Annotated in this window: 28 protein-coding genes and 1 tRNA gene; 24 read left to right on the top strand and 5 right to left on the bottom strand. The window is 58.2% G+C overall.

The genetic code is table 11. The features are described 5' to 3' along the window. Positions 1–5 precede the first annotated feature (5 nt). Both AB4N74_RS17235 and AB4N74_RS17230 read left to right on the top strand, forming a co-directional pair. The gene (locus AB4N74_RS17235) at positions 6–638 is read left to right on the top strand and encodes a glutathione S-transferase family protein (protein ID WP_460096698.1); all 633 of its coding nucleotides are present in this window, start codon (positions 6–8) and stop codon (positions 636–638) included. Beyond that, positions 635–1,582, top strand: a complete 948-nt coding sequence (locus tag AB4N74_RS17230) for a Nudix family hydrolase (RefSeq protein ID WP_257355983.1) — start codon at positions 635–637, stop codon at positions 1,580–1,582. The genes AB4N74_RS17235 and AB4N74_RS17230 overlap by 4 nt, the downstream gene beginning before the upstream one ends. 113 nt (positions 1,583–1,695) lie before the next feature. Here the strand turns inward: AB4N74_RS17230 and AB4N74_RS17225 are convergent, their stop codons facing one another. Genes AB4N74_RS17225 through AB4N74_RS17215 form a run of 3 tightly spaced genes read right to left on the bottom strand, consistent with a single transcriptional unit; the run spans position 1,696 to position 5,283 of the window. After that, entirely contained in the window at positions 1,696–2,280 is a 585-nt protein-coding gene (locus tag AB4N74_RS17225; protein ID WP_460096697.1) for a cob(I)yrinic acid a,c-diamide adenosyltransferase, read from the bottom strand. A 3-nt stretch (positions 2,281–2,283) separates the two neighbouring features. After that, on the bottom strand, positions 2,284–4,320 hold the full coding sequence (locus AB4N74_RS17220) for a sensor histidine kinase (RefSeq protein ID WP_093430497.1): 2,037 nt from the start codon (positions 4,318–4,320) through the stop codon (positions 2,284–2,286). A 45-nt stretch (positions 4,321–4,365) separates the two neighbouring features. Beyond that, a complete protein-coding gene (locus AB4N74_RS17215; RefSeq protein WP_460096696.1) occupies positions 4,366–5,283 on the bottom strand; it encodes a putative 2-dehydropantoate 2-reductase in 918 nt (305 codons plus the stop codon). Between the two features lie 140 nt (positions 5,284–5,423). Between AB4N74_RS17215 and AB4N74_RS17210 the strand changes: the two genes are divergently transcribed. Together AB4N74_RS17210 and AB4N74_RS17205 are read left to right on the top strand one after the other, a co-directional pair. Beyond that, complete coding sequence (locus AB4N74_RS17210) at positions 5,424–5,909, top strand: YajQ family cyclic di-GMP-binding protein (RefSeq protein WP_007912755.1); 486 nt, start codon at positions 5,424–5,426, stop codon at positions 5,907–5,909. Positions 5,910–6,090: 181 nt separating this feature from the next. Continuing rightward, positions 6,091–6,933, top strand: coding sequence for a mechanosensitive ion channel family protein (locus AB4N74_RS17205; RefSeq protein WP_034153426.1), 843 nt, complete (start codon positions 6,091–6,093; stop codon positions 6,931–6,933). A 117-nt stretch (positions 6,934–7,050) separates the two neighbouring features. Here AB4N74_RS17205 and AB4N74_RS17200 read toward each other — a convergent pair whose 3' ends face one another. Next, on the bottom strand, positions 7,051–8,415 hold the full coding sequence (locus tag AB4N74_RS17200; protein WP_460096695.1) for an OprD family porin: 1,365 nt from the start codon (positions 8,413–8,415) through the stop codon (positions 7,051–7,053). Positions 8,416–9,306: 891 nt separating this feature from the next. Here AB4N74_RS17200 and AB4N74_RS17195 point away from each other — a divergent pair. Both AB4N74_RS17195 and AB4N74_RS17190 read left to right on the top strand, forming a co-directional pair. Then, positions 9,307–9,732, top strand: a complete 426-nt coding sequence (locus AB4N74_RS17195) for an HIT domain-containing protein (RefSeq protein ID WP_093430702.1) — start codon at positions 9,307–9,309, stop codon at positions 9,730–9,732. 3 nt (positions 9,733–9,735) lie between these two features. Then, positions 9,736–9,942 carry a SlyX family protein gene (locus AB4N74_RS17190; RefSeq protein ID WP_093430493.1) on the top strand — a complete coding sequence of 69 codons (207 nt, stop codon included), beginning with the start codon at positions 9,736–9,738 and terminating at the stop codon, positions 9,940–9,942. Positions 9,943–10,012: 70 nt separating this feature from the next. Here AB4N74_RS17190 and AB4N74_RS17185 read toward each other — a convergent pair whose 3' ends face one another. Beyond that, complete coding sequence (locus AB4N74_RS17185; protein WP_007912746.1) at positions 10,013–10,615, bottom strand: cold-shock protein; 603 nt, start codon at positions 10,613–10,615, stop codon at positions 10,013–10,015. A 311-nt stretch (positions 10,616–10,926) separates the two neighbouring features. On the opposite strand from AB4N74_RS17185, the gene AB4N74_RS17180 reads away from it, so the two are divergent. The 18 genes from AB4N74_RS17180 to AB4N74_RS17095 all read left to right on the top strand — a co-directional run bounded on the left by AB4N74_RS17180 (position 10,927) and on the right by AB4N74_RS17095 (position 24,668). Then, positions 10,927–11,397 (top strand): Dps family protein, encoded by a 471-nt coding sequence (locus AB4N74_RS17180; RefSeq protein ID WP_038366640.1) that lies wholly within the window; start codon positions 10,927–10,929, stop codon positions 11,395–11,397. A 184-nt stretch (positions 11,398–11,581) separates the two neighbouring features. Further along, positions 11,582–11,920 carry a ribbon-helix-helix domain-containing protein gene (locus AB4N74_RS17175; protein WP_093430492.1) on the top strand — a complete coding sequence of 113 codons (339 nt, stop codon included), beginning with the start codon at positions 11,582–11,584 and terminating at the stop codon, positions 11,918–11,920. 131 nt (positions 11,921–12,051) lie between these two features. Beyond that, entirely contained in the window at positions 12,052–12,273 is a 222-nt protein-coding gene (locus AB4N74_RS17170) for an FmdB family zinc ribbon protein (protein ID WP_093430491.1), read from the top strand. A gap of 100 nt (positions 12,274–12,373) precedes the next feature. Further along, complete coding sequence (gene aspS / locus AB4N74_RS17165) at positions 12,374–14,149, top strand: aspartate--tRNA ligase (RefSeq protein ID WP_093430490.1); 1,776 nt, start codon at positions 12,374–12,376, stop codon at positions 14,147–14,149. A gap of 129 nt (positions 14,150–14,278) precedes the next feature. Next, positions 14,279–15,025, top strand: coding sequence for a YebC/PmpR family DNA-binding transcriptional regulator (locus tag AB4N74_RS17160; RefSeq protein WP_460096694.1), 747 nt, complete (start codon positions 14,279–14,281; stop codon positions 15,023–15,025). A 158-nt stretch (positions 15,026–15,183) separates the two neighbouring features. Beyond that, the gene (gene ruvC, locus AB4N74_RS17155) at positions 15,184–15,711 is read left to right on the top strand and encodes a crossover junction endodeoxyribonuclease RuvC (RefSeq protein WP_007962095.1); all 528 of its coding nucleotides are present in this window, start codon (positions 15,184–15,186) and stop codon (positions 15,709–15,711) included. Between the two features lie 114 nt (positions 15,712–15,825). Further along, complete coding sequence (gene ruvA, locus AB4N74_RS17150; protein WP_034153418.1) at positions 15,826–16,434, top strand: Holliday junction branch migration protein RuvA; 609 nt, start codon at positions 15,826–15,828, stop codon at positions 16,432–16,434. Then, positions 16,435–17,496, top strand: a complete 1,062-nt coding sequence (ruvB, locus tag AB4N74_RS17145) for a Holliday junction branch migration DNA helicase RuvB (protein WP_007912736.1) — start codon at positions 16,435–16,437, stop codon at positions 17,494–17,496. It abuts the gene before it with no gap. Positions 17,497–17,623: 127 nt separating this feature from the next. Further along, entirely contained in the window at positions 17,624–18,091 is a 468-nt protein-coding gene (gene ybgC, locus AB4N74_RS17140; RefSeq protein WP_093430488.1) for a tol-pal system-associated acyl-CoA thioesterase, read from the top strand. Next, on the top strand, positions 18,081–18,776 hold the full coding sequence (gene tolQ / locus AB4N74_RS17135; protein WP_008080223.1) for a protein TolQ: 696 nt from the start codon (positions 18,081–18,083) through the stop codon (positions 18,774–18,776). The genes ybgC and tolQ overlap by 11 nt, the downstream gene beginning before the upstream one ends. A gap of 23 nt (positions 18,777–18,799) precedes the next feature. Beyond that, complete coding sequence (gene tolR, locus AB4N74_RS17130) at positions 18,800–19,252, top strand: protein TolR (RefSeq protein WP_161806672.1); 453 nt, start codon at positions 18,800–18,802, stop codon at positions 19,250–19,252. Further along, on the top strand, positions 19,252–20,334 hold the full coding sequence (gene tolA / locus AB4N74_RS17125; protein WP_093430487.1) for a cell envelope integrity protein TolA: 1,083 nt from the start codon (positions 19,252–19,254) through the stop codon (positions 20,332–20,334). Before tolR ends, tolA begins: the two co-directional genes overlap by 1 nt. A 17-nt stretch (positions 20,335–20,351) precedes the next feature. Beyond that, entirely contained in the window at positions 20,352–21,632 is a 1,281-nt protein-coding gene (tolB, locus tag AB4N74_RS17120) for a Tol-Pal system beta propeller repeat protein TolB (protein ID WP_016983828.1), read from the top strand. Positions 21,633–21,684: 52 nt separating this feature from the next. Beyond that, positions 21,685–22,182 (top strand): peptidoglycan-associated lipoprotein Pal, encoded by a 498-nt coding sequence (pal, locus tag AB4N74_RS17115; protein ID WP_003178634.1) that lies wholly within the window; start codon positions 21,685–21,687, stop codon positions 22,180–22,182. A gap of 6 nt (positions 22,183–22,188) precedes the next feature. Next, the gene (gene ybgF, locus AB4N74_RS17110; RefSeq protein ID WP_007912724.1) at positions 22,189–23,022 is read left to right on the top strand and encodes a tol-pal system protein YbgF; all 834 of its coding nucleotides are present in this window, start codon (positions 22,189–22,191) and stop codon (positions 23,020–23,022) included. 166 nt (positions 23,023–23,188) lie between these two features. Next, complete coding sequence (gene queE, locus AB4N74_RS17105; RefSeq protein ID WP_093430486.1) at positions 23,189–23,836, top strand: 7-carboxy-7-deazaguanine synthase QueE; 648 nt, start codon at positions 23,189–23,191, stop codon at positions 23,834–23,836. 1 nt (position 23,837) lies between these two features. Further along, positions 23,838–24,530, top strand: a complete 693-nt coding sequence (gene queC / locus AB4N74_RS17100; protein WP_099757008.1) for a 7-cyano-7-deazaguanine synthase QueC — start codon at positions 23,838–23,840, stop codon at positions 24,528–24,530. A 62-nt stretch (positions 24,531–24,592) separates the two neighbouring features. After that, positions 24,593–24,668, top strand: a tRNA-Lys gene (locus AB4N74_RS17095). The last annotated feature ends 124 nt before the right edge of the window (positions 24,669–24,792 follow it).

Here is a 24,792-nt window from a genome sequence, read left to right as displayed (position 1 = left end):
CACCCATGTCCCTGCACCTGATCATCGGCGACAAACTGCTTTCCTCCTGGTCCCTGCGCGCCGCCCTGGCCGTTGAACTGACCGGCGCACCCTACAGCGAAGAACTGATCAAACTCGGCAAGCCCGACACCCGCGCGCTGCTGCTCAAGCACTCGCCGACCGCCAAGGTCCCGCTGCTGCAAACCTCGCGCGGCACCATCGCTGACTCCTTAGCCATCGCCGAGTACCTCGCCGAGCAGTTTCCGTCCGAGCAACTCTGGCCGACAGATATATTCGCCCGTGCCCAGGCGCGATCCGCCTGCGCCCAAATGCACAGCGGCTTTTTCGCCATGCGCAATCATATGCCCTTCAACCTCAATCATGACGCGCCGCTGAACCCGGTGCCGCCAGAAGTGAAGGTCGACATCGAACGCATGCTCGCACTGTGGGCCGAATGCCGCGTCGCCGCGACCGAGAGCGGGCCTTACCTGTTCGGTCGGGTAAGTCTGGCCGATGCCTTCTTCGCACCGATTGCGGTGCGTTTGCGCAGCTATCAGGTGACGCTGCCGGCCGCCGACGAAGCCTATGTTGAAACCGTCTACCAATGGCCCGCCTTCAAGGCATGGCAGAAGGCTGGACTGGAGGAGTTGAATCCGTGAAACGCGTACACGTCGCCGCTGCGGTCATTCGTGACAACAGTGGCAAAATCCTCATCGCCCGCCGCGCCGACACCCAGCATCAGGGTGGTCTGTGGGAGTTTCCCGGCGGTAAGGTCGAGGCCGACGAGTCGGTCGAAAGCGCACTGGCCCGTGAGCTGCACGAAGAGTTGGGCATAGTAGTTAGCTCAGCCCGCCCGCTGATCAAAGTGCGTCACGATTACCCCGACAAACAGGTATTGCTGGATGTCTGGGAAGTCTCGGCCTTCACCGGCGAACCGCACGGTGCCGAAGGGCAGCCGTTGGCCTGGGTCACGGCGAAGGAACTGGCGAGCTACGAATTCCCGGCCGCCAACCAGCCGATCGTTGCCGCCGCGCGTTTGCCTGCGGAGTACCTGATTACGCCGGAGGACCTGGAGACCCCGGCTCTGCTGCGCGGTATCCAGAAGGCGATTGCCGGTGGGATCAAACTGATCCAGTTGCGCGCGCCGAACGGCTATGACCCCAAGTACCGTGATTTGGCGGTAGACGCGGCCGGGCTATGTGCCGGCAAGGCGCAGTTGATGATCAAAGGTCCGTTCGAGTGGCTCGGCGATTTCCCGTCTGCCGGATGGCACATCACTTCTGCACAATTGCGCAAATACGCAGCGGCGGGGCGGCCGTTGCCGGCGGAGCGCTGGTTGGCGGCGTCGTGCCACAACGCTGAAGAACTGGCGCTGGCCGAGCAGATGGGCGTGGACTTTGTGACCTTGTCGCCGGTGCAGCCGACACTGACCCATCCGGATGCTCAGCCGCTGGGCTGGGAACAGGCTGGAGCGTTGATCGAAGGTTTCAGTAAACCGGTGTTTCTGTTGGGCGGGGTTGGCCCGGCCGAGCGCGAAAAAGCCTGGGGCGTCGGTGCACAAGGCGTGGCGGGGATTCGCGCGTTCTGGCCTGATTCTCTGTAAAGGCTGCTGGCCTCTTCGCGAGCAAGCTCGCTCCCACAGTTGATCGAATTTCGTCAGTTGGAATGCAATCAAATGTGGGAGCGAGCTTGCTCGCGAAGGCGGCCTGTGAGGCGCTAGATTTCTGCAGGTTTTGCCGCCGGCTGCCAGAGAATCTCCGCAATCCCCTGCCGCCGCGCAATCAACCGCGCCGCGACAAACAGCAAATCCGACAACCGATTGATATACGCCAACCCAACCCCGGCCAATGGTTCCAGCGCATTCAAATGCTGACAACGCCGCTCGGCACTCCTCGCCAGGCTGCGACACACATGTGCCTGCGCAATCAGCATCGACCCACCCGGAAGAATGAAATTCTCCAGCGGCCCCAACTCCTCATTCCACACGTCGATCGCCGTTTCCAGGCGTTCGATTTCCGCCGCATTCAACGCCTGATACGCCGGCATGGCCAGCTCGCCACCGAGATCAAACAAGCGATGCTGACAAGGCGCCAACACCTCGATCAGTTCATTCAGTCCCGGATACGTTTCGCGTTCGGCAATCAACCCGGCCAATAACACGCCGACCTGACTGTTCAGCGTATCGACCTCGCCAATGGCCTCCACGCGTGGATGGTCCTTGGGCACGCGGCGGCCATCGCCCAGGCCGGTTTCACCTTTGTCGCCGGTACGGGTGTAGATTTTCGACAGGCGAAAGCCCATGGGTTACCTCGATAATGGATTGGTTTCGGCAGCAAGGGGCAGTGGTTGCGTCAGCGGCAGGCGCAAGGTGAAACACGTGCCCTGGCCCGGTGCTGACTGCACCTCCATCTGCCCTTTGTGATTGTTGGTGATGATGAAGTAAGACACGGACAAGCCAAGCCCGGTGCCTTGGCCGATTTCCTTGGTGGTGAAGAACGGCTCGAAGGTGCGTTTGCGCACGCTCTCGCTCATGCCGATGCCGTTATCCTCGACCTGAATTTCGGCCCACGGCGGATTAAGCCTGGTGCGCAGAATGATTCGCCCCGGCTCGCTGTCGTCTTCGCGCTGATGAATAGCCTGTGCGGCGTTTTTCAACAGGTTGAGCAGTACTTGCTCGAGTTCGTTGGCGGTGCCCGGCACCGGCCCGAGCGCCGGGTCGAACTGGCGGATGATCGCCTGGCCCTTGAAGTCGAAGCCAATGGCCAGATCGAAGTCGTTGCCGGCGATGTCCACGGCTTGATCGATCAGTGCCGGCAGATCGCACGGCGCCATTTGCCGGGTACTGCGACGGCTGAAGCTGAGCATGTGGGTGACGATTTTCGCAGCGCGAGCGCCGGCCTGTTGAATGCCATCGAGCAGTTGCGGCACTTCGCGACCTTGCAGATAGCGGTTCACCGTGTCCAGTTCAATGCCCAGTTGCTCGGCGGTTTCGAGGTTCTTCGGCAGGTCGGCGGACAGGCGTCGACGGATGTTCTGCACGTTGTGCAGGATCGCGCCCAGCGGATTGTTGATCTCGTGGGCCATGCCGGCGGCGAGGCCACCGACCGAGAGCATTTTTTCCGACTGCACCATCATTTCTTCCAGCGACAGACGCTGGGTGATGTCGTCAATGCGGATCACCACACCACGCCCAGCGCCACCCATCAGCGGGTAGAACGTCAGCGCGTAATGCTTGGGCTCCTCATCCTTGAACCACGTAACTCGCTCGATTTTTGCCACCGTGTGCTGCTCGACGGTCTGCTTGAGTTGCGGCAGAAACGGTTTGAGCGGTTCGAAGGCGAGGAAGATCGGTTGATTGAGCGCTTCGTCCAGCCGAGTGCCGGAAAGGGCGCTGGCCTCCTGATTCCACTGGGTGACGTAGAGCTGCTCGTCGAGGGCGATCAGTGCCGAGGGCATCGAGTCGATGATGCTGTTGAGGTAGTTCTGGAAACCGGTGAGCTTCTTTTCGATCTTGCTGCGCACCTGCACTTCCAGTTCCAGTTTGCGATTGGTGTGGCGGGTTTCTTCAGCCAGGCCCTGCGCCTGATCGTAAGCCGCTTGTGAGTCGTCGCGGGCGCGCTTGAGTTGCTGTTCGCGGGCTTCGATGCGCGAGAGCATGGTGTTGAACGCCTCGGCGAGGCTGCCGATCTCGTCATGATTGCCGCGCGAGGCGCGCAGGGCGTAGTTTTCTTCGCGGGTGACCTGGCGCGACAATTCCTCAAGCTGATGAATCGGCCGGGTGATCAGGCGTTTGATCTGCCGGGCAATCACCAGCCACAGCAGCACGCTGAAAATCAGGATACCGAGGCTCGCGGTCAGCGTGCCAGTGTAGAACGCCATCGGCAGCTCGCTGCTGGCCACCAGCAACAGATGGCCTGGCGCGGTGCCGGGGCGGGGCAGGGTGATCAACTGGTTGCTGCGAAACTCGGTCAGTTGCCACGCTTCGATGTGCCGATAGCGTTCTGGCAGGCTGAGTTTGTCGCCGCGCTGGACTTGCGCCAGCCGTTCGCCCTTGCCGTCATAAAGGGCGGCGGCGCGCAGCGGTGAGTAACTGTCGAGTTCCTTGAGCAGACGCTCGGCGCTTTGCGGTGATTGCAGCGCTTCGCTGACCAGGCTCGGGTTGGAAATCAATCGGCCGATGGTCTGCAAGGCCTGTGGTGCCATGCTTTCCTGAGAGATGTAATAGGCGGCACTGATAAATGTCAGGTTGGCGACCAGCAATACAGTGGTCAACAGCACCAGGAGGGCGGCCAGCAGTTTCTGGCCGACCGGCAGGTTTTCGAGACGCTGGCGCAATGGCATCAGGTTTATCGCAACAAAGGAACAAGTGGCCAGCGTAGCCGCTGCTCAGTCGCTGGGCAATCCGAGGCTGAGCAGATGAGCGACCAGTCGTTGCTGCAATCGATTGAGGTGCGGCAGGTTCAACTGGTGGCGCGTGGCGACTTTGCAGGCGTGGCCCAACAGATAGCTGATTTCGGTGCGGCGCTGGTTGGCGACGTCCTGATACATCGACGAGTAATTGGCAGCCGTAGCGTGGATCACCCGTTCGACTTCCTGTTGCAGGTTGTCGGCGGCGGCGGGTTGGCCGCAGCGCTCGAGCAATTCGGCGAGTTCGGCGCACAGGGTGGCGACTTCGCAATGGTGCTCCTGCAAGCCACCGTTGCGGCAATGGTGCAGCACGGTCAGCGGATTGATCGCGCAGTTGAGCGCCAGTTTGCGCCACAACCGCGTAAGGATATCGGTGCTCCATTCGTGGGGGATCTTTGCCGCGTCCAGATCGTCCAGCCAGATCGGCGCGACCGGATGGCCCGCGTCGCCCAGCCAAGTGAATCCGTGACCGGCGAACACCACACGCCAGTCGCCATCGCGAAAAGCACCCTCGGTGCTTGAAGCGCTGATGCAGCGTGCCAGCGGCACACGGTTGGCGACGGCGTCCTGACTGCCGAGGCCGTTTTGCAGGAGGATCAGTTCGGCGTCCGCAGTCAGCCGTGGGGCGAGGCGGGCGACGGCGCTTTCGGCGTCGTAGGCTTTGCAGGCCACCAGCAAACGGCGGATCGGCTCGGGGCTGTCGGGTGTTTCCCCGGGCACGGCATAGGTGCTGGCCTGACCTTGTTCGACCAGCGTCAATCCGCCCACGGCTTCATAGCTGCGCAAGCGCTCGGCGTCACGCACGATCAGCCGGACCGGCAGGCCGGCCCGCGCCAGACGCGTGGCCCACAATGTGCCGAGGCTGCCGGCGCCAAGAACGTGCCAGGGGGTGGCCATCAGTTTTTTGCTCGATTGCGTACAGGCATGTGCGGCTCGCCGTGTCGGTGGGAAAAGACCCGTTATAATGAGCCCGATTTTAACCGCAAGCCAAGCGCGCTCCATCCATATCGAGCGCGCCTTTTTATTGGAGAGATTACATGCCGTCGTTCGACGTGGTATCCGAACTGGACAAACACGAACTCACCAACGCGGTCGAGAACGCCGTGAAGGAACTCGATCGTCGTTATGACCTGAAAGGCAAAGGCAGCTTCGAGTTCAAGGAAAAGGACCTCACCGTCAGCCTGACTGCTGAAGCCGGATTCCAGCTGGAAGCAATGATCGAAATCCTCAAGCTGGCGCTGGTCAAGCGCAAGATCGACGTGCAGTGCCTTGAGGTCAAGGACGCTTACGCATCGGGCAAACTGATGAAGCAGGACGCGGTACTCAAGGAAGGCATCGACAAGGAACTGGCGAAGAAAATCGTCGGCCACATCAAGGACGCCAAACTGAAAGTGCAGGCCGCCATTCAAGGCGAGCAGGTACGCGTGACCGGCAAGAAGCGTGATGACCTGCAAGAGGCCATCGCGGCCCTGCGGGCCAAGGAATTCGGCATGCCCCTGCAGTTCAACAACTTCCGCGACTAAGCTCGGTCAGATGAACTGTGGGAGCGAGCCTGCTCGCGAAGGCGGTGTGTCAGTCAACTCATTGCTGAATGACACGGCGCCTTCGCGAGCAGGCTCGCTCCCACATTGTTTTTTGTACACCCGGCGGTTTTCTGCCGCTTATTTTTCGCGTGCCGAATGGCCGGAAATCAGGAGATAGAACATGGATTTGAATGCTGAGGTGGACAACCTGGTCAAGGCATCCCAGGCGTGGATTCCGATGATCATGGAATACGGCAGCCGCGTGCTGCTGGCAGTGATCACGCTGGCCATCGGCTGGTGGCTGATCAACAAGGTCACGCAAAAACTCGGTGGTCTGCTGGCCCTGCGTAATGCCGATCTGGCGCTGCAAGGCTTTATCAGCAGCCTGGCGAACATCATTCTCAAAGTGCTGCTGATTGTCAGCGTCGCTTCGATGATCGGCGTTGAAACTACCTCCTTCGTTGCTGCGATCGGTGCGGCCGGTCTGGCAATCGGCTTGGCGTTGCAGGGCAGTCTGGCGAACTTCGCCGGTGGCGTGCTGATTCTGCTGTTCCGTCCGTTCCGTATCGGTGACTGGATCGAAGCGCAAGGCGTATCGGGTACGGTCGACAGCATCCAGATTTTCCACACCGTACTGCGTACTGGCGACAACAAAACCATCATCGTACCGAACGGCAACCTGTCGAACGGCATCATCACCAACACCAACCGTCAGCCGACTCGCAAGGTCGTGTTTGATGTCGGCGTTGATTACGAAGCCGATCTGCAGAAGGCCCGTCAGGTGCTGCTGGATCTGGCCAAGGATGAGCGTGTGTTGCAGGATCCGGCGCCACAGGCCGTGATTTCGACCTTGGGCGACAGCTCGATCACTGTTTCCCTGCGTGTGTGGGTGAAAACTGCAGACTACTGGGACGTGATGTTCATGTTTAACGAACAGTCGCGTGATCGTTTAAAGACTGCCGGTATTGATATTCCTTTTCCACAACGGGTGATTCGCGTGGTACAGGAATCGGCAACACAATGATAGGTTGCTAATTAAATGCCTGACTTGTTGGTCAGGCATTTATTACAAGTGACAGATAACAAAAAAGGCCCATCCGAAGATGGGCCTTTTTCATTCAACCAAACTAACCACTGACGATTACAAGATGTTCAGTGGGTATTCGGTGATCAGACGGAACTCTTTGATATCGCCTTCGCCTTGGTCAGCGTTGGCAGTGTGCCAGGCTTGACGAATGCGGAAGGACAGGTCTTTAGCCGGGCCAGACTGAACAACATACTTGGCTTCGAAGTTGGTTTCGTGGTGTTTGCCATCTTCACCGTACAGCGGAGCGCCAGTGCTGGTGCGGTATTGGCTGTTTGCAGCCAGACCGGTACCGTCAATGTCCCAACCTTTAACGTAACGAACCATGAAGCTCAGGCCTGGAACGCCGTACTCGGCCATTTTCAGGTCGTAACGGGCTTGCACGGATTTCTCGCCAGGACCGTTGAAGTCAGAGTACTGGATGGAGTTGGCGAGGAAGATCGAGTCGCCACCACGGTTGTTTTTACCCACACCGACGTAGTCGAACGGGGTATCGCCGTTGACCTTCTGGAAGGCCAGGGTGAAGGTGTGTGCTTTCAGGAACGACAGCGCGGTTGCCAGGGAGAAGGCAGTGTTGCTGATGTCACCTGCCAGCTTGTCACCGGTGTCGGTGGTGCGGTAGATGTTGAAGTCAGTGTTCAGCGAAGTGTCGCCACCGAATGGAGTGGTGAGGTTCACGTTGGCGTAGTACTGGTTCCAGATATCTTCCAGCTTGGCGCCGTAGAGCGATGCGCTCAGGTTTTCGGTGATGCCGTATTTGCCACCGAAGTAGTCGATCGAGTCGGCTTCTACGCCAGAGTAGTTGGAGTACAGACCGCCGTTACGGGCGTTCTTGTCCTGGCTGGTTGCCGAGTAGAAGTGACCGGCTTCGAGGTCAAGGTCTTTGATCTCGCTGCTCTGCAGCTGGAAGCCGCTGGCAGTTTGCGGAATGATGCGGGAACCACCGACAGCGAACACTGGAGCAGTGCTTGGCTGTTGGTCACCGATTTTCAATTCGGTTTTGGAGATGCGGAATTTAACGGCAGCACCGGCTTTACCTTGGCTGTCGTTAACGTCGTGAGCATAGCCGTTAGCCTTCAGAGTGTCGCTACGGCTCATGTTGCCAGTGCCGGAAGTGCCGTCACCGCCATCCAGTTTGATCGCCAGGTAACCGAATGCATCGATACCTACGCCGACAGTACCTTGGGTGTAACCGGAGGTGAAATTACCCAGAAAGCCTTGGGTCCAGTCTTTCTGATCATGGCCACCGTCTTTGTTGTCGCGGTTGAAGTAGTAGTTCTTCAACGTCTCGGTGAGTTTCGCGTCTTCAACAAAACCTTTGGCTTCTGCCTGGTCACTAACAAACGGGGCGGCCGTAGCCACTTGAGTACTGGCGGCTGCAGCAACTGCCAGTGCGATCATGCTCCACTTCATCACGCGCATCGTGATTTGCTCCTTTGGTTTTAGAAGAGTACTGCCGTCCCACCTGTTTTTTTATCTGGGCGGCTCTTTCTTTTTGTGTCGGCGCAAACTTATATCACGCCGACAATGTTGGCGATACTTGCTATTCCAACCTTTCAGCTTCTTTACGACGGTGTCGCAAATGGCGTGGTGGATGTCGCAAATTCACAGTACCGACGCAGCCGGACTGACAACTTTCTCGCTGTTTATGGGCCTTTTTGCATCGGTAAAAAAGAGTCCCTGGCAAAACACTTGAATCTCCATCGGGCAACCCTGCCACTGTTTTTATGGGGCTTAAGGCATCCACTTCCGGTGGTGCGCTTATAGTCCATATGGGTACGAATGCAACAAGCGTGCACAAACCGCAATTTCGTTGCGGTTATTTTTCTGAACACCCGCCTGCGCTTGTGAAAACCTTGTGAAAGCTGGGCTTCAAGCCTGATTTTTTCTGTGCTTGACGCCATTCCTCCTATGGTGTTGCCACACCGAGAAACGCGCGTGACAACCAAAAACGTTACCGGTTCACCCCGCCAGTGAGTATTTGGCGGATGCCCGACGCAGTGAGCGTAGACGCACTGTGCGGTTTTGGTGCAAAAAAATTTACAGCTGTTCTGAATTCATACAGCTTGAAGGGGCATGACGCTGCACGTCTCTGCTGATTCTGGTCATTTTTTTGCGCTGAACGTCGATGTTGGTTCCGTGCTGGTGCGTCGCGCTCGCAAATGTCACATCTCGGGGCGTTGGCAGAGCTGCGGGGTTCAGCGTCGTCGTGAAGGCTGGCGCATTCGCAGGTATGCTGCCGTCCTGTCGCTTGGTGCGCTGTCCATCGGGATGGCCGCTAAGCTGAATAATGATCAGCCGGGAGTGCGCGCAGTGTTTGCTTTAGATTCACGACTTCAACAGGACACGCTGACGATCGGTGATTTCCCTCTCTGCCGACTGCTTTTGTCCAATGATGCCAATTACCCTTGGTTCATTCTGGTGCCTCGTCGGGACGATATCAGTGAGTTGTTTCAGTTGGATGTCGCCGATCAACAGCAGTTTTGGCAGGAAACCACCGCGCTGGCTGAGCTGCTTAAGGATCTGTTCGATGCCGACAAAATGAACGTCGCGACCTTGGGTAACGTTGTCAGTCAGATGCATATGCATGTGATTGTGCGCAAACGTGACGACGCAGCCTGGCCCGCGCCGGTCTGGGGCAAACACCCGGCCAAGCCTTACAGTACCGAGCAGGTCGCTGCCATTCGCGAACGGTTGCGACTGGTGTTGACCGAGCATTTCAGCTTTGTGGAGGACTGAGTCATGAATCTGGAAGAACGTGTTACCGATCTGGAAAGTCGTCTGGCGTTTCAGGATGACACCATTCAGTCGTTGAACGACGTGCTGGTGGCGCAGCAGCGCGTGGTCGAGCGCCTGCAATTGCAGATGGCGGCGCTGCTCAAGCGTCAGGAAGAGATGGTCGGCCAGTTCGAGTCCTTCGAGGATGAGGCGCCACCGCCACATTACTGAGGCAGGCACTTTTCATCAGGCGTAAAAAAACCGCGAACAGCACGCTGCTCGCGGTTTTTTTATGCCTGGATCAGCGTCGCGGCAGCGCGGCGATCACGTCCTCGGCTTGCAGGCCTTTGTCCCGGTTCATTACCGAGAACTCCACGCGCTGGCCTTCGACCAGGACGCGGTGACCTTCGCCACGGATCGCGCGAAAGTGCACGAAGATATCATCGCCGGAATCGCGGGAGATAAAGCCGAAGCCTTTGGAGGTGTTGAACCACTTTACGGTACCGGTATCACGATTGGTCATGTCATAGCTGGTTGGAGCAGCAGCCGGTGAAGAACGATAGAAGCTGACGGCCAGGTGCAGGACCACGGCAACCAGCGCGATCACCAGAGTGAACAGCACGGCTGGCTGACCGGCGATGACGGGCATCGGGGCGATCAGGGTCAAGGTTTGCAGGACGACGGTCAGTACCAGCAGCGCGCTGACCAGGTTTTGCAGATGCTGACGAGGGCCTTTGTTCCAGAAAGGAATCACTGGAGCAATCACCAGGTTCAGCAGGCCGAAAAAGGCCAGGTAAAGTGCATCGGGTTGTTGCAGGTAGGGAACGGCTTCGGATTTCAAGCTGGGTATGAACGACAGCAGCAGTGCCGCTGCGCCCATTAGCAGGTGGACGATTTTCAACATTTTGATTGGCTCACGTTTATGACGGCTCACAAGGAAGAGCTGAAGGCGTACGGTTCGCTTCGGAACAAAATAAGAGGCGGTGGACACGTTCACGGCATCAGCCTATGCGCAACGCCCCGAAAAATGGGGCATGGCGACACACTGCCTATTTAACAGCAAAGCCTGCGGCTACTCAAATCAGCCCGGCCAGCGGCATGCGTCGGTCGATTTGTCGCAGCACCTGCACCCGATCCGTGCTGCGGGGTGTCGGCAGGCTTGCTAGAGTGGGTCTGCACCTGTTGGATGAATTCAATCGCCGTTAGGGGGTAAACATGGCAATCGATATCGGTATCAGTGAAGAAGATCGCAAATCCATCGTCGAAGGCTTGTCGCGTCTGCTGTCGGACACCTACGTGCTGTATCTGAAAACCCACAACTTCCACTGGAACGTCACCGGCCCGATGTTTCGTACGCTGCATTTGATGTTCGAAGAGCAATACAACGAGCTGGCGCTGGCCGTGGATTCGATCGCCGAGCGTATTCGCGCATTGGGCTTTCCGGCGCCGGGCGCCTATGCCACTTACGCGCGCCTTTCGTCTATCAAGGAAGAGGTGGGCGTGCCGAGTGCCGAAGACATGATCAAACAGTTGGTCGATGGTCAGGAAGCCGTGACCCGCACGGCACGTGGCATCTTCCCACTGCTCGACAAGGTCAGCGATGAACCGACCGCAGACCTGCTGACCCAGCGCATGCAGGTTCACGAAAAAACGGCGTGGATGCTGCGCTCGCTGCTGGAAGCGTAATCCCCCGAGCGCGCGGGCCCGCCAGCGGTGCTCGTGCGCTGTCCGCAATCCTACCTGTGTCGTTGGCTTATCCTACGGAGTCGGTCAATAAGTCGTCTGGCTATAACTTTGTGTCTGCGCTTTTATGAAAGCCACAGGATGTGACTTTTCAAACAAGCAGAGATGGCAAAGGAGTGTCACTGATATGGCAGAGGGAGACAGGCGAGGCGACAGGATTGTCGGCTTGCCCCATGAGTTGAAAGTTGATCCGTTCGTCAGCGAGTTCGACATGGCACTGGTTCAGCCATCGTCACGATCCGTGCGTCTGAACGGTTATGCGACCTGCCTGCGGCTGGAGCGGGTCTACTGGAACATCCTCGGCAATATGGCCGCAGATAACTGCTGTTCGATCAGCTCGTTGTTGTCCCACGTTGACCGCGAAGTGCATCTGCGTCACGGCGGGGTGAGAAATTTCAGCGCGCTGGTGCGGGTGGTGTGCGTCATGAACGGCGTCAAGCAGGCAGCAACTGCCGAATCGCTCTGAAACGGCGGTTGCAAACGAGGTCTCGGCCTGTGCAGTCTTACGGCTGCACAGGCCGCATTTAATCGATATAATCCCGCTCTTTCGCCGCAAAGCCCTGCGCGCGGTGGCAATCTGATCGCCGAGACACCCCCATGCCGATGTACGATTACCAATGTGCTTCCTGTGGTCATCAGTTGGAAGCCATTCAAAAGATCAGCGATGCACCGCTGGTCGACTGCCCTGCCTGCCAGGCGCCAGAGCTCAAGAAACAGCTGTCCATGCCAGGCTTTCGCCTCAGCGGCAGCGGTTGGTACGAAACCGATTTCAAGACCGGGACCAAGAAGAATCTGGCCGGTGGCGACAAATCTGACTAGGGTTCAACCCCAGGTTGAACGACACGCGTGAGTTTCCGCATTGCTTTGAAAGCAACGGGATCTCCACCGAATATCGAATGACGAGAAGCGAACCATTATCATGATGCGCAGCCACTATTGCGGCCAACTGAACGAAAGCCTGGAAGGCCAGGAAATTACCCTTTGCGGATGGGTTCACCGTCGCCGCGACCACGGCGGGGTGATTTTCCTCGATATCCGTGATCGTGACGGTCTGGCCCAAGTGGTATTCGATCCGGATCGCGCCGAGAGCTTCGCCGCTGCCGATCGCGTGCGCAGCGAGTACGTCGTGAAGATCACCGGCAAGGTGCGTCTGCGTCCGGCCGGTGCGACCAACGCCAACATGGCGTCGGGCATGATCGAAGTGCTGGGTTATGAACTGGAAGTGCTGAACGAGTCGGAAACTCCGCCGTTCCCGCTGAACGAGTTCTCCGACGTTGGTGAAGAAACCCGTCTGCGTTATCGTTTCCTCGACCTGCGTCGTCCGGAAATGGCCGAGAAGCTGCGTCTGCGCTCGCGCATGACCACCAGCATCCGTCGCTTCCTCGACGAGAACGGCTTCCTCGACGTTGAAACGCCTATCCTGACCCGTGCCACCCCTGAAGGTGCGCGTGACTATCTGGTGCCAAGCCGTACCCACGCCGGTTCGTTCTTCGCCCTGCCGCAATCGCCACAGCTGTTCAAGCAACTGCTGATGGTTGCCGGTTTCGACCGTTATTACCAGATCGCCAAGTGCTTCCGCGACGAAGACCTGCGTGCTGACCGTCAGCCTGAATTCACCCAGATCGACATCGAGACCAGCTTCCTCGATGAAAAAGAGATCATGGGCCTGACCGAAGAAATGATCCGCAACCTGTTTAAGGAAGTGCTGGGTCTGGAATTCGGCGATTTCCCGCACATGACTTTCGAAGAAGCCATGCGCCGCTACGGTTCCGACAAGCCAGACCTGCGTAACCCGCTGGAACTGGTCGACGTTGCCGATCAACTGAAAGAAGTTGAATTCAAGGTGTTCAGCGGCCCGGCCAACGATCCGAAATGCCGTATCGCCGCACTGCGCGTTCCAGGCGGGGCGAGCATGCCACGCAAGCAGATCGACGATTACACCAAGTTCGTCGGCATCTACGGTGCCAAGGGCCTGGCGTACATCAAGGTCAACGAGCGCGCTGCCGGTGTTGACGGTCTGCAATCGCCGATCGTGAAAAACATCCCTGAAGACAAGCTCAACGTGATCCTCGATCGCGTTGGGGCAGTCGATGGCGACATCGTGTTCTTCGGCGCTGACAAGGCCAAGATCGTCAGCGAAGCCTTGGGCGCACTGCGCATCAAGCTCGGTCACGACCTCAAGCTGCTGACCTGCGAGTGGGCGCCAATGTGGGTCGTCGACTTCCCGATGTTCGAAGAAAACGACGACGGCAGCTTCTCCGCGTTGCACCACCCGTTCACCGCGCCGAAGTGCTCTCCTGAAGAACTGGAAGCCAATCCGGCTGGCGCTCTGTCCCGCGCCTACGACATGGTGCTGAACGGCACCGAGCTGGGTGGCGGTTCGATCCGTATCCACCGCAAGGAAATGCAGCAGGCGGTGTTCCGTCTGCTGGGTATCAATGAAGCGGAACAGGAAGAGAAGTTCGGCTTCCTGCTCGACGCGCTGAAGTACGGTGCTCCGCCGCACGGTGGTCTGGCCTTCGGTCTGGACCGTCTGGTGATGCTGATGACCGGCGCCCAGTCGATCCGTGAAGTGATCGCCTTCCCGAAAACCCAGAGTGCTGCCGACGTCATGACGCAAGCGCCGGGTGTGGTGGATGCCAAGGCACTGCGCGAGCTGCACATTCGTTTGCGCGAAACGCCAAAGGCTGAGTAAGACGGGCCTGAAGGCGCATCTTCGGATGCGCCTTTTTTCTTTCTATAGAGAGCAGGTCGAGATTTTTTTGTTTGCTGGCCGCTGCATGAGCAGGGCGGGCAACGTTTCAAAGAGAATTCGGAGCGAGTTATGGCAGGTCATTCCAAGTGGGCGAACATCAAGCACCGCAAAGAACGTCAGGATGCCAAGAGAGGCAAGATCTTCACCAAGTGGATCCGCGAACTGACCGTTGCGGCCCGTCAGGGCGGCGGTGATCCGGGTTCCAACCCGCGTCTGCGTCTGGCCCTGGACAAGGCGCTGAGCGCGAACATGAGCCGCGACATCATCGACCGTGCCGTGGCGCGCGGCGCTGGTGCCACCGAAGCGGATAACGTTGAAGAGCTGACCTACGAAGGTTACGGCCCGGGCGGCGTGGCGGTGATGGTCGAGTGCATGACCGACAACCGCAACCGTACCGCCGCAGCTGTGCGCCATGCGTTCAGCAAGTGCGGGGGTAACCTCGGCACCGACGGTTCGGTAGCTTACTTGTTCGAGCGCAAAGGCCAGATCAGCTTCGCGCCGGGCGTTGATGAGGACGCACTGACCGAAGCGGCGCTGGAAGCCGATGCCGATGACGTGGTTAGCCACGAAGACGGCACGATCGATGTGTTCACCTCGTTCACCAGTTTCTATGCCGTGCGTAACGCGCTCGAAGCTGCGGGTTTCAAGGGCGATGATGCGGAAATCGTCATGCAGCCAACCACCAGTGCCGAACTGGATCTGGAAGGCGCGGAAAAGGTGCTGAAGCTGATCGACATGCTTGAGGATCTGGATGACGTGCAGAACGTTTATTCCAACGCGGATATTCCGGAAGACGTGGCCGCTCAGCTCGGTTAAGAGCGGCTACGATTCAATGTGGGAGCGAGCCTGCTCGCGAAGGCGGATTTTCAGGCAACATCGTTGCTGATGATGAAACCGCTTTCGCGAGCAGGCTCGCTCCCACATTTGTTATGGGTTGATTTGAAAATCGTGCTTTTACCGAATCTGCAGGCGTTATGACTTTAATTCTTGGTATCGACCCCGGTTCGCGCATCACTGGTTACGGGATTGTTCGTGATACCGGACGTGGCGGCTGTATCTATGTGGCATCCGGCTGCATCCGCACTGGTGCGGGCGAGCTGCACGAACGCCTGCAAATCGTCTATCGCGGCGTGCGCGAGATCATCCAGACCTACGGACCGGTGACCATGGGCATCGAAAAGGTGTTTATGGCGAAAAACGCCGACTCGGCGCTGAAGCTGGGGCAGGCGCGCGGTGCAGCGATCGTCGCCGGTGCGGAAGAGTGCCTGGAGATCGCCGAATATACGGCCACGCAGGTCAAGCAAGCCGTGGTCGGCACTGGCGCCGCCAATAAAGAACAAGTGCAGATGATGGTCATGCACATGCTCAAACTCACCAGCAAACCGCAAATCGATGCCTCTGACGCTCTGGCCATTGCCATTTGCCACGCGCACACACGTTCCAGTCTGCTGCCGCACGGTCTGGGAACGGCACGCAGTCGTGGCGGGCGCCTGCGTCTCTGATAGCATCAGCATCAATTTTCCTGAAAGCCGGTTTTTGCGCCTGGGTCGTCGGCCCGAAATCCGCCTTTCGACAGTCGCCAGCCCACGGCTGGCCAACGCTCAAGGATCTGAAACGTGATTGGACGCTTGCGCGGCACCCTGGCTGAAAAACAGCCGCCGCACCTGATTCTGGATGTAAACGGCCTCGGGTATGAGCTGGAAGTGCCCATGACCACCCTTTACCGCCTGCCGTCGGTCGGTGAACCGCTGACCTTGCACACGCATTTGGTCGTACGCGAAGACGCGCAATTACTCTATGGTTTTGCCGGCAAGCGTGAGCGAGACTTTTTTCGCGAGTTGATCCGTCTCAATGGTGTCGGGCCAAAATTGGCCCTGGCCTTGATGTCGAGTCTGGAAGTCGACGAGTTGATCCGCTGCGTGCAGTCTCAGGACACCTCGGCGTTGACCAAGGTGCCGGGTGTCGGCAAGAAAACCGCTGAGCGTCTGCTGGTCGAACTCAAGGATCGCTTCAAGGCCTGGGAAACTACGCCAGCCATGTTCGCGCTCGTGCCGAACCAGCCGGATGGCCCGGCGCCGGTCAACACCGCCGAGAACGATGCGGTCAGCGCGCTGATTTCCCTGGGCTACAAGCCGCAGGAAGCGAGCAAGGCGATTACCGCCATCAAGGACAAGAATTTGAGCAGTGAAGACCTGATCCGCCGCGCCCTGAAGGGAATGATTTAAGTGATTGAAGCTGATCGTCTGATCACCGCCGCGCACAGCCCGCGCGAGCGCGAAGAAGTCCAGGACCGCGCCATTCGCCCGGTCAGCCTGGCCGACTACATCGGCCAGCCGACCGTGCGCGAGCAGATGGAGCTGTTCATCCAGGCCGCCCGTGGCCGAAGCGAATCCCTCGACCACACGCTGATCTTCGGCCCGCCGGGTCTGGGTAAAACCACACTGGCCAACATCATCGCTCAGGAAATGGGCGTATCGATCAAGAGCACTTCCGGGCCGGTGCTTGAGCGTCCGGGTGATCTGGCGGCGTTGCTGACCAATCTTGAGCCGCACGATGTGTTGTTCATCGACGAAATCCATCGTCTGTCGCCGATCGTTGAAGAAGTGCTGTACCCGGCGATGGAGGATTTCCAGCTCGACATCATGATTGGCGAAGGGCCGGCAGCGCGTTCGATCAAGCTCGATCTGCCGCCATTCACCCTGGTCGGCGCGACGACTCGCGCCGGCATGCTGACTAACCCGTTGCGTGACCGCTTCGGTATCGTCCAGCGTCTGGAGTTCTACAGCACGGCTGATCTGGCGACGATTGTCAGCCGTTCCGCGGCCATCCTCGGTCTGCCGCTGGATCCGGAAGGCTCGTTCGAAATCGCGCGCCGCGCCCGGGGCACGCCGCGGATCGCCAACCGTCTACTGCGCCGTGTGCGCGACTTCGCTGAAGTGCGCGCCAAGGGCCATATCACCAAAGCGGTGGCGGACCTGGCTTTGAACCTGCTGGATGTCGACGAACACGGTTTCGATCATCAGGATCGCCGCCTGCTATTGACCATGATCGAGAAGTTCGATGGCGGCCCCGTCGGTATCGACAGCCTCGCCGCTGCAATCAGCGAGGAACGCCACACGATTGAAGATGTGCTGGAGCCGTATCTGATCCAGCAGGGTTACATCATGCGCACTCCACGGGGAAGGGTGGTGACGCGCCATGCGTACCTGCACTTTGGTTTAAACATCCCGTCACGAATGGGTGAAATGCCCGTGGCAGACGAGTTTCTCGATGCCGTGGACGATTGAGACACATTTTTTGTCGATTTATTCAGGGTTTGTACGGTCATAGGACGGTACTTTTGCGGTAAAGCCCTGAAACCATGAAAAACAGTTGCCTGGCCGGATTGGCAACCTGAGGAGTAAGCACTAGAGTATGCGCGCGCAAAACGGGCTTGAGTCGTTCGCACATCGTTGTCGCGTTTATTACGAGGACACCGATGCGGGCGGCATCGTGTATTACGTTAATTACCTCAAGTTTATGGAACGGGCTCGAACCGAGCGGCTTCGCGAGCTGGGCTTTGCCCAATCGCAGCTGGCAGGGGAGGACCTGTTGTTTGTCGTGCACTCCAGCGAAGCGCGTTACCACGCGCCGGCGCGACTGGACGACGAACTGCTGGTAAGCGCTGAAGTAATCGAATTGAACCGTGCCAGCCTGCGCTTCAAACAGCAGGTCAGGCGGGCAACGGATAATGTGCTGCTCTGTGAAGGGCAGTTTCTGGTGGCCTGTGTGCGCACTAACAGTTTGAAACCCCGGGCCCTTCCCGAAGACTTGCGTGCGGCCTTCGCCGACGCGGTCGGCCCGGGTACACACTCAAAGCAGGAGATAAAGCGTGGAAGCTAACGTCGTCGACCATTCCTCCATGTGGAGCCTGGTCAGCAATGCCAGCATCGTGGTGCAGTTGGTAATGTTGACCCTGGTGGCCGCATCGGTGACCTCATGGATCATGATCTTTCAGCGCAGCAATCTGCTGCGTGCCGGTCGACGTGCCCTGGAGAGCTTCGAAGAGCGCTTCTGGTCGGGTATCGACCTGTCCAAGCTGTACCGTCAGGCGGGCAGCAACCCGGATCCGGATTCTGGCGTGGAGCAGATCTTCCGTGCCGGCTTCAAGGAGTTCTCCCGTCTGCGTCAGCAGCCAGGTGTCGACCCTGAAGCGGTCATGGAAGGTGTGGCCCGTGCCATGCGCGTCGCCATTTCCCGCGAAGAAGAGAAACTCGAGCAGAGCCTGCCATTCCTCGCCACCGTCGGTTCGGTCAGCCCGTACATCGGTCTGTTCGGTACGGTGTGGGGCATCATGAACTCCTTCCGCGGGCTGGCCAGCGCCCAGCAAGCAACCCTGGCCACTGTGGCCCCGGGTATCGCCGAAGCCCTGATCGCCACCGCGATCGGTCTGTTCGCCGCGATCCCTGCGGTTATCGCTTACAACCGTTTCGCCGCTCGCAGCGAAACCTTGCTGGGCCGTTACTACACCTTCGCCGATGAATTCCAGGCGATCCTGCACCGCAAAGTGCACACCAGCGAAGAATAAGCAGGTAATTTCCAATGGCTTTAATCGCTCGAGCTCGCAAAAAGCGCAAGCCGGTTGCCGAGATGAACGTGGTGCCTTACATCGACGTGATGTTGGTGCTGCTGGTTATCTTCATGGTGACCGCGCCGATGCTCAATCAGGGCGTGAAAGTTGATCTGCCCAAGGTTTCCAGCGAAGCCTTGCCGCAGGACAACAACACTCAGGTCCTGACCATTTCGATCAAGGCTGACAAGACCTACTACTGGAACCTTGGCAGCGAAGTCGATACCGAGAAGCAACAGGACAGGGCCATGACTCTGCCGCAAATGACCGACGCGGTGACCAAGATCATTCGTGCCGGCACTGAAGGCGGCAAGCGTACCCAGGTCTTCATCCGCGGTGACAAGACCGTCGACTACGGTTCCGTCATGGGCGCCATGGGCGGGTTGCAGAAAGCCGGGGTCGGTAATGTTGGTTTGATTACCGAGGCCCCCTGATGCAGCAACAGCGAGAGCCGTCCGCCTCGGAAAGCTACTTCTGGCCTAGTGTTCTGGCAATTGTCCTGCACGTGCTGGTGTTCGGCATGCTGTTCGTCAGTTTTGCCTTTACACCAGAGCTGCCGCCGGCCAAACCGATTGTCCAGGCGACCCTCTACCAGCTGAAATCGAAAAGTCAGGCAACCACCCAGACCAATCAGAAGATTGCGGGTGAGGCGAAGAAATCCGCCGCGCGCCAGACCGAAGTCGAGCAGATGGAGCAGAAGAAGGTCGAGCAGGAAGAGATCAAGGCTGCTGCGGAACAAAAGAAAGAAGAAGCGGCTCAAAAAGCCGAGGAAGCCAAGAAGGCCGACGAGTCGAAGAAAGCAGACGAGGCGAAAAAGGCTGACGAAGCCAAAAAAGCCGACGAAGCCAAGAAGACCGCCGAAGCCAAGAAGGCTGAAGAGAAAAAATTGGCTGATATAGCCAAGAAGAAATCTGAAGAAGAAGCGAAAAAGGCTGCTGAAGAAGAGGCCAAGAAAGCCGCTGCTGAAGAAGCCAAGAAGAAGATCGTCGAAGACGCGAAGAAGAAAGCCGCCGAAGACGCCAAGAAGAAAGCTGAAGCTGAAGAGGCGAAGAAGAAAATCGCCGACGAAGCGAAGAAGAAAGCTGCTGCCGATGCTGCGAAGAAGAAAGCGCAGGATGCGGCACGTAAATCGACTGAAGACAAAAAGGCTCAGGCCTTGGCCGATTTGCTTTCCGATACGCCGCAGCGCCAGCAGGCCTTGGCCGATGAGCAGGGTGACGAAGTCGCGGGCAGTTTCGATGACCTGATTCGTGCGCGAGCGGCAGAAGGTTGGGCCCGTCCACCTTCGGCACGCAAAGGCATGACAGTTGTACTGCAGATCGGCATGTTGCCGGACGGTACGGTGACTTCGGTCAGCGTGGCCAAGTCCAGTGGCGATGGTCCGTTCGATGCGTCGGCAGTCGCGGCAGTGAAGAATATTGGACGTTTGACAGAAATGCAGGGAATGAAGCCGAGCGATTTCGCTCCGTATCGTTCATTCAAGATGACATTCACACCTGAGGATCTAGCCTTGTGAGAAACCTTCTTCGAGGAATGCTGGTCGTGATCTGCTGCATGGCAGGGATCGCGATGGCGGATGAAAAGAACATTCTGGTTACCAGCGGCAGCGATCGGGCTACTCCGATCGCCGTTGTACCATTCGGCATGCAGGGCGGTGCCGTGCTGCCGGACGACATGGCAGAAATCATTGGTAACGATTTGCGCAACTCGGGCTACTACTCGCCGATTCCAAAGCAAAACATGATCAGCCAGCCAAGCCAGCCGAGCGAAATCATCTTCCGTGACTGGAAGGCGGTGGGTGCTCAATACATGATGGTCGGCAGCATTGCGCCAGCCGGCGGTCGTCTGCAGGTGCAGTGGGCACTGTTCAACGTGGCCACCGAACAGAAAGTGGCTGACGGCAGTGTTTCCGGTACCACCGAGCAACTGCGTGACATGGCGCACTTCATCTCCGACCAGTCGTTCCAGAAACTGACCGGTATTGAAGGTGCGTTCTCGACGCGTCTGCTGTACGTGACGGCTGAGCGCTTCTCCGAGAAGAACACCCGTTACACCCTGCAGCGTTCGGACTACGACGGTGCTCGCGCCGTGACCTTGCTGCAATCGCGTGAGCCAATCCTGTCGCCGCGTTTTGCACCAGATGGCAAGCGCATCGCCTATGTGTCGTTCGAGCAGAAGCGCCCACGCATCTTCATGCAGAACATCGACACCGGTCGCCGTGAGCAGATCACCAACTTCGAAGGTCTGAACGGCGCGCCAGCCTGGTCGCCGAACGGTGATCGCCTGGCGTTCGTACTGTCCAAGGACGGTAACCCGGACATCTACGTGATGAATCTGGCTTCGCGTCAGATCACCCGTGTGACCGCAGGTCCTGGCATAAACACCGAACCGTACTGGGGCAAGGATGGTTCGACCATCTACTTCACCTCGGACCGCGGCGGCAAGCCTCAGATCTACAAAACCAGCGCCAGTGGCGGTGGTGCCGAGCGTGTGACGTTTGTAGGTAATTACAACGCCAACCCGAAACTTTCGGCTGATGAAAAGACTTTGGTGATGATCCATCGTCAGGATGGCTTCACCAATTTCAAGGTGGCAGCTCAGGATCTGCAGCGAGGGAGTGTAAAGATCCTCACTGATAGCACTCTGGACGAGTCACCTACTGTTGCGCCCAACGGCACCATGGTAATCTACGCCACCCGCCAACAGGGCCGGGGAGTCTTGATGCTCGTGTCCATTAATGGACGCGTTAGGCTCCCGCTTCCTACCGCTCAAGGCGAAGTCAGAGAACCGTCCTGGTCCCCTTACCTGAAGTGAGCGGGCGCTACACGTTTTACTTAACACACTGGGGTTCATTAGGAGTTTCACGATGGAAATGCTGAAGTTTGGTAAATTTGCTGCGCTGGCTCTGGCCATGGCTGTAGCTGTAGGTTGCTCGTCCAAAGGCGGCGACAACGCCGGTGAAGGCGCTGTTGATCCAAACGCTGGTTACGGCGCAAACACTGGTGCCGTTGACGGTTCCCTGAGCGAAGAAGCTGCTCTGCGCGCAATCACCACCTTCTACTTCGAATACGACAGCTCGGACCTGAAGCCAGAAGCCATGCGCGCTCTGGACGTTCACGCCAAAGACCTGAAAGCAAACGGCGCTCGCGTTGTTCTGGAAGGCAACACCGACGAACGTGGTACTCGTGAGTACAACATGGCACTGGGCGAGCGTCGTGCGAAAGCCGTTCAGCGCTACCTGGTACTGCAAGGTGTTTCCCCAGCTCAGCTGGAACTGGTTTCCTACGGCGAAGAGCGTCCAGTTGCTACCGGCAACGACGAGCAGTCCTGGGCTCAAAACCGTCGCGTCGAACTGCGTAAGTAATTCGATATGCGAACGTGCCGTCGTGCTGTAACTGTTCTGGCTCTCAGTCTTGCGCCGCTTGCGGCGTGGGCTGCGGTTCCTGTGGTCGATGACAACTCCGGTTATAACAATAGCGGGAGCAGTTATCCGCCTGCAGGTTACGGTACGAACGGCGCCTATGCCGGGGGAGCGGCTTCGGCCCCTGCCTCGGCACAAGGCATGCTGTTCAACCAATTGCAACAGATGCAGGATCAGATTTCTCGCCAGCAAGGCGTGATCGAAGAACTGCAGAATCAGGTTGCGCGCATGAAGCAGGAATCCCTGGAGCGATACCAGGATCTTGATCGGCGCATAGGATCCGGCGTTGCACCTGCCGCGACTCCTGAGAATTCTTCTGCCGGTGGCGACGCAAGTGCTGCTGCCGGTGCTGCCGCTGGCGCCGGGGCTGCTGCCCAGGCACCTGCTGCAAGCAGCGAACCGGGTGATCCGGCCAAGGAAAAGCTGTATTACGATGCCGCTTTCGACCTGATCAAAGCCAAGGATTTCGACAAGGCCAGCCAGGCTTTTGCCGCTTTCCTGCGCAAATACCCGAACAGCCAATATGCGGGCAACGCCCAGTACTGGTTGGGCGAAGTCAATCTGGCCAAAGGCGATCTGCAAGGTGCAGGTCAGGCTTTCGCCAAGGTTTCGCAGCTGTATCCAAAGCACGCTAAAGTGCCGGACTCGCTGTACAAGCTGGCTGACGTAGAGCGCCGCCTTGGTCATACCGACAAGGTCAAAGGCATTCTGCAGCAGGTGGTGGCCCAATATCCGGGTACCTCCGCCGCTCAGTTGGCTCAACGTGATCTGCAACGCATGTAAGGTCGTGTTACCCGTTTAGAAGAAACCCGCGCTTGTCGCGGGTTTTTTCGTTAGAATTCACGCCCTTTTTCTGAAACACGCTTCTTGCGGTCTACGCGTTGGCGGGATTGCCTGAAGTGCCTGACGGAGGCGGACAGCCTGTTTAGCTGTTACGCCCGTGGCGACTATGCAAGACACATTGAGAATCACCGAAGTTTTCTACTCGTTGCAGGGGGAAACGCGGACCGCCGGGCTGCCCACGGTTTTTGTGCGCCTGACCGGTTGTCCTTTGCGTTGCCAATACTGCGACAGCGCCTATGCGTTCAGTGGCGGCACCATCCGCACCCTCGACGACATCCTCGAGCAAGTGGCCGGATTTCGTCCGCGCTACGTCTGTGTCACCGGCGGTGAGCCGCTGGCGCAGCCGAACGCCATTCCTTTGCTCAAGCAGTTGTGTGACGCCGGTTACGAGGTTTCGCTGGAAACCAGTGGCGCACTCGACATTTCGGCCGTTGATCCGCGCGTCAGTCGGGTTGTCGATCTGAAAACGCCGGACTCGAAAGAAGCCCATCGCAACCGTTACGAGAACATCGAACTGCTGAGCCCCAACGATCAGGTGAAGTTTGTCATCTGTTCGCGGGAAGACTATGACTGGGCCGTGTCCAAGCTGATCCAGTACGGTCTTGAACGGCGTGCCGGTGAAGTGCTGTTCTCCCCAAGTCACCATGACCTCAATGCTCGGGATCTGGCGGACTGGGTGGTGGCTGACAACCTGCCGGTGCGGTTGCAATTGCAGTTGCATAAATATCTATGGAATGACGAGCCGGGGCGCTGAGATGACCGAACAACTGAACACCACCGAAAAACGTGCGGTCATTCTGCTGTCCGGCGGCCTCGATTCGGCCACCGTCGTGGCCATGGCTCGCGCCGAAGGCTACAGCTGCTACACCATGAGTTTCGATTACGGTCAGCGCTCGCACGCTGAATTGCACGCCGCTGCCCGCGTCGCCCGCGACCTGGGTGTGGTTGAGCACAAAGTAATCGGCCTCAACCTGAATGGTATGGGCGGCTCGGCACTGACCGACAGCAGCATCGATATTCCGGAGGAGCTGGGCGAAGGCATTCCGGTGACTTACGTGCCGGCGCGTAACACGGTGTTCCTTTCGCTGGCGTTGGGCTGGGCAGAAGTGCTGGGTGCGCGTGACATATTTATTGGTGTCAACGCCGTGGACTATTCCGGTTACCCGGATTGCCGTCCGGAGTTCATCGAGTCGTTCGAGCGCATGGCCAATCTGGCGACCAAGGCCGGCGTTGAAGGCAATGGCTTCCGCATTCAGGCGCCACTGCAGAACCTGAGCAAGGCGCAAATCGTTCAGGCGGGCGTGAAGCTCGGCGTTGATTATGGCCTCACCGTTTCCTGCTATCAGGCCGACGATGACGGCCGCGCGTGCGGTAAATGCGACAGCTGCCGCCTGCGCGCAGAAGGCTTTGCGGCCGCTGGTGTGGACGATCCAACAGCTTATTTTTGATTATTTTCAAAAAGGTGTTGAATAGTCCTTAAAAATCAGTATTATACGCGCCACCACACAGCGGGTCGTTAGCTCAGTTGGTAGAGCAGTTGGCTTTTAACCAATTGGTCGTAGGTTCGAATCCCACACGACCCACCATATTTGGCGGTTTAGAAAATCCGGAAGGCCCACGAAAGTGAGGATTTCCGGGTTTTTTTTTGCCTGCAATTTCGCTATGCGTTATTTCACCGCCCGCGGCGCTGACGCAGATCAGAATCATCTT

The organism is Pseudomonas sp. H3_C08 (assembly GCF_054669455.1).
This window is presented reverse-complemented; position numbering and strand designations above follow the sequence as displayed.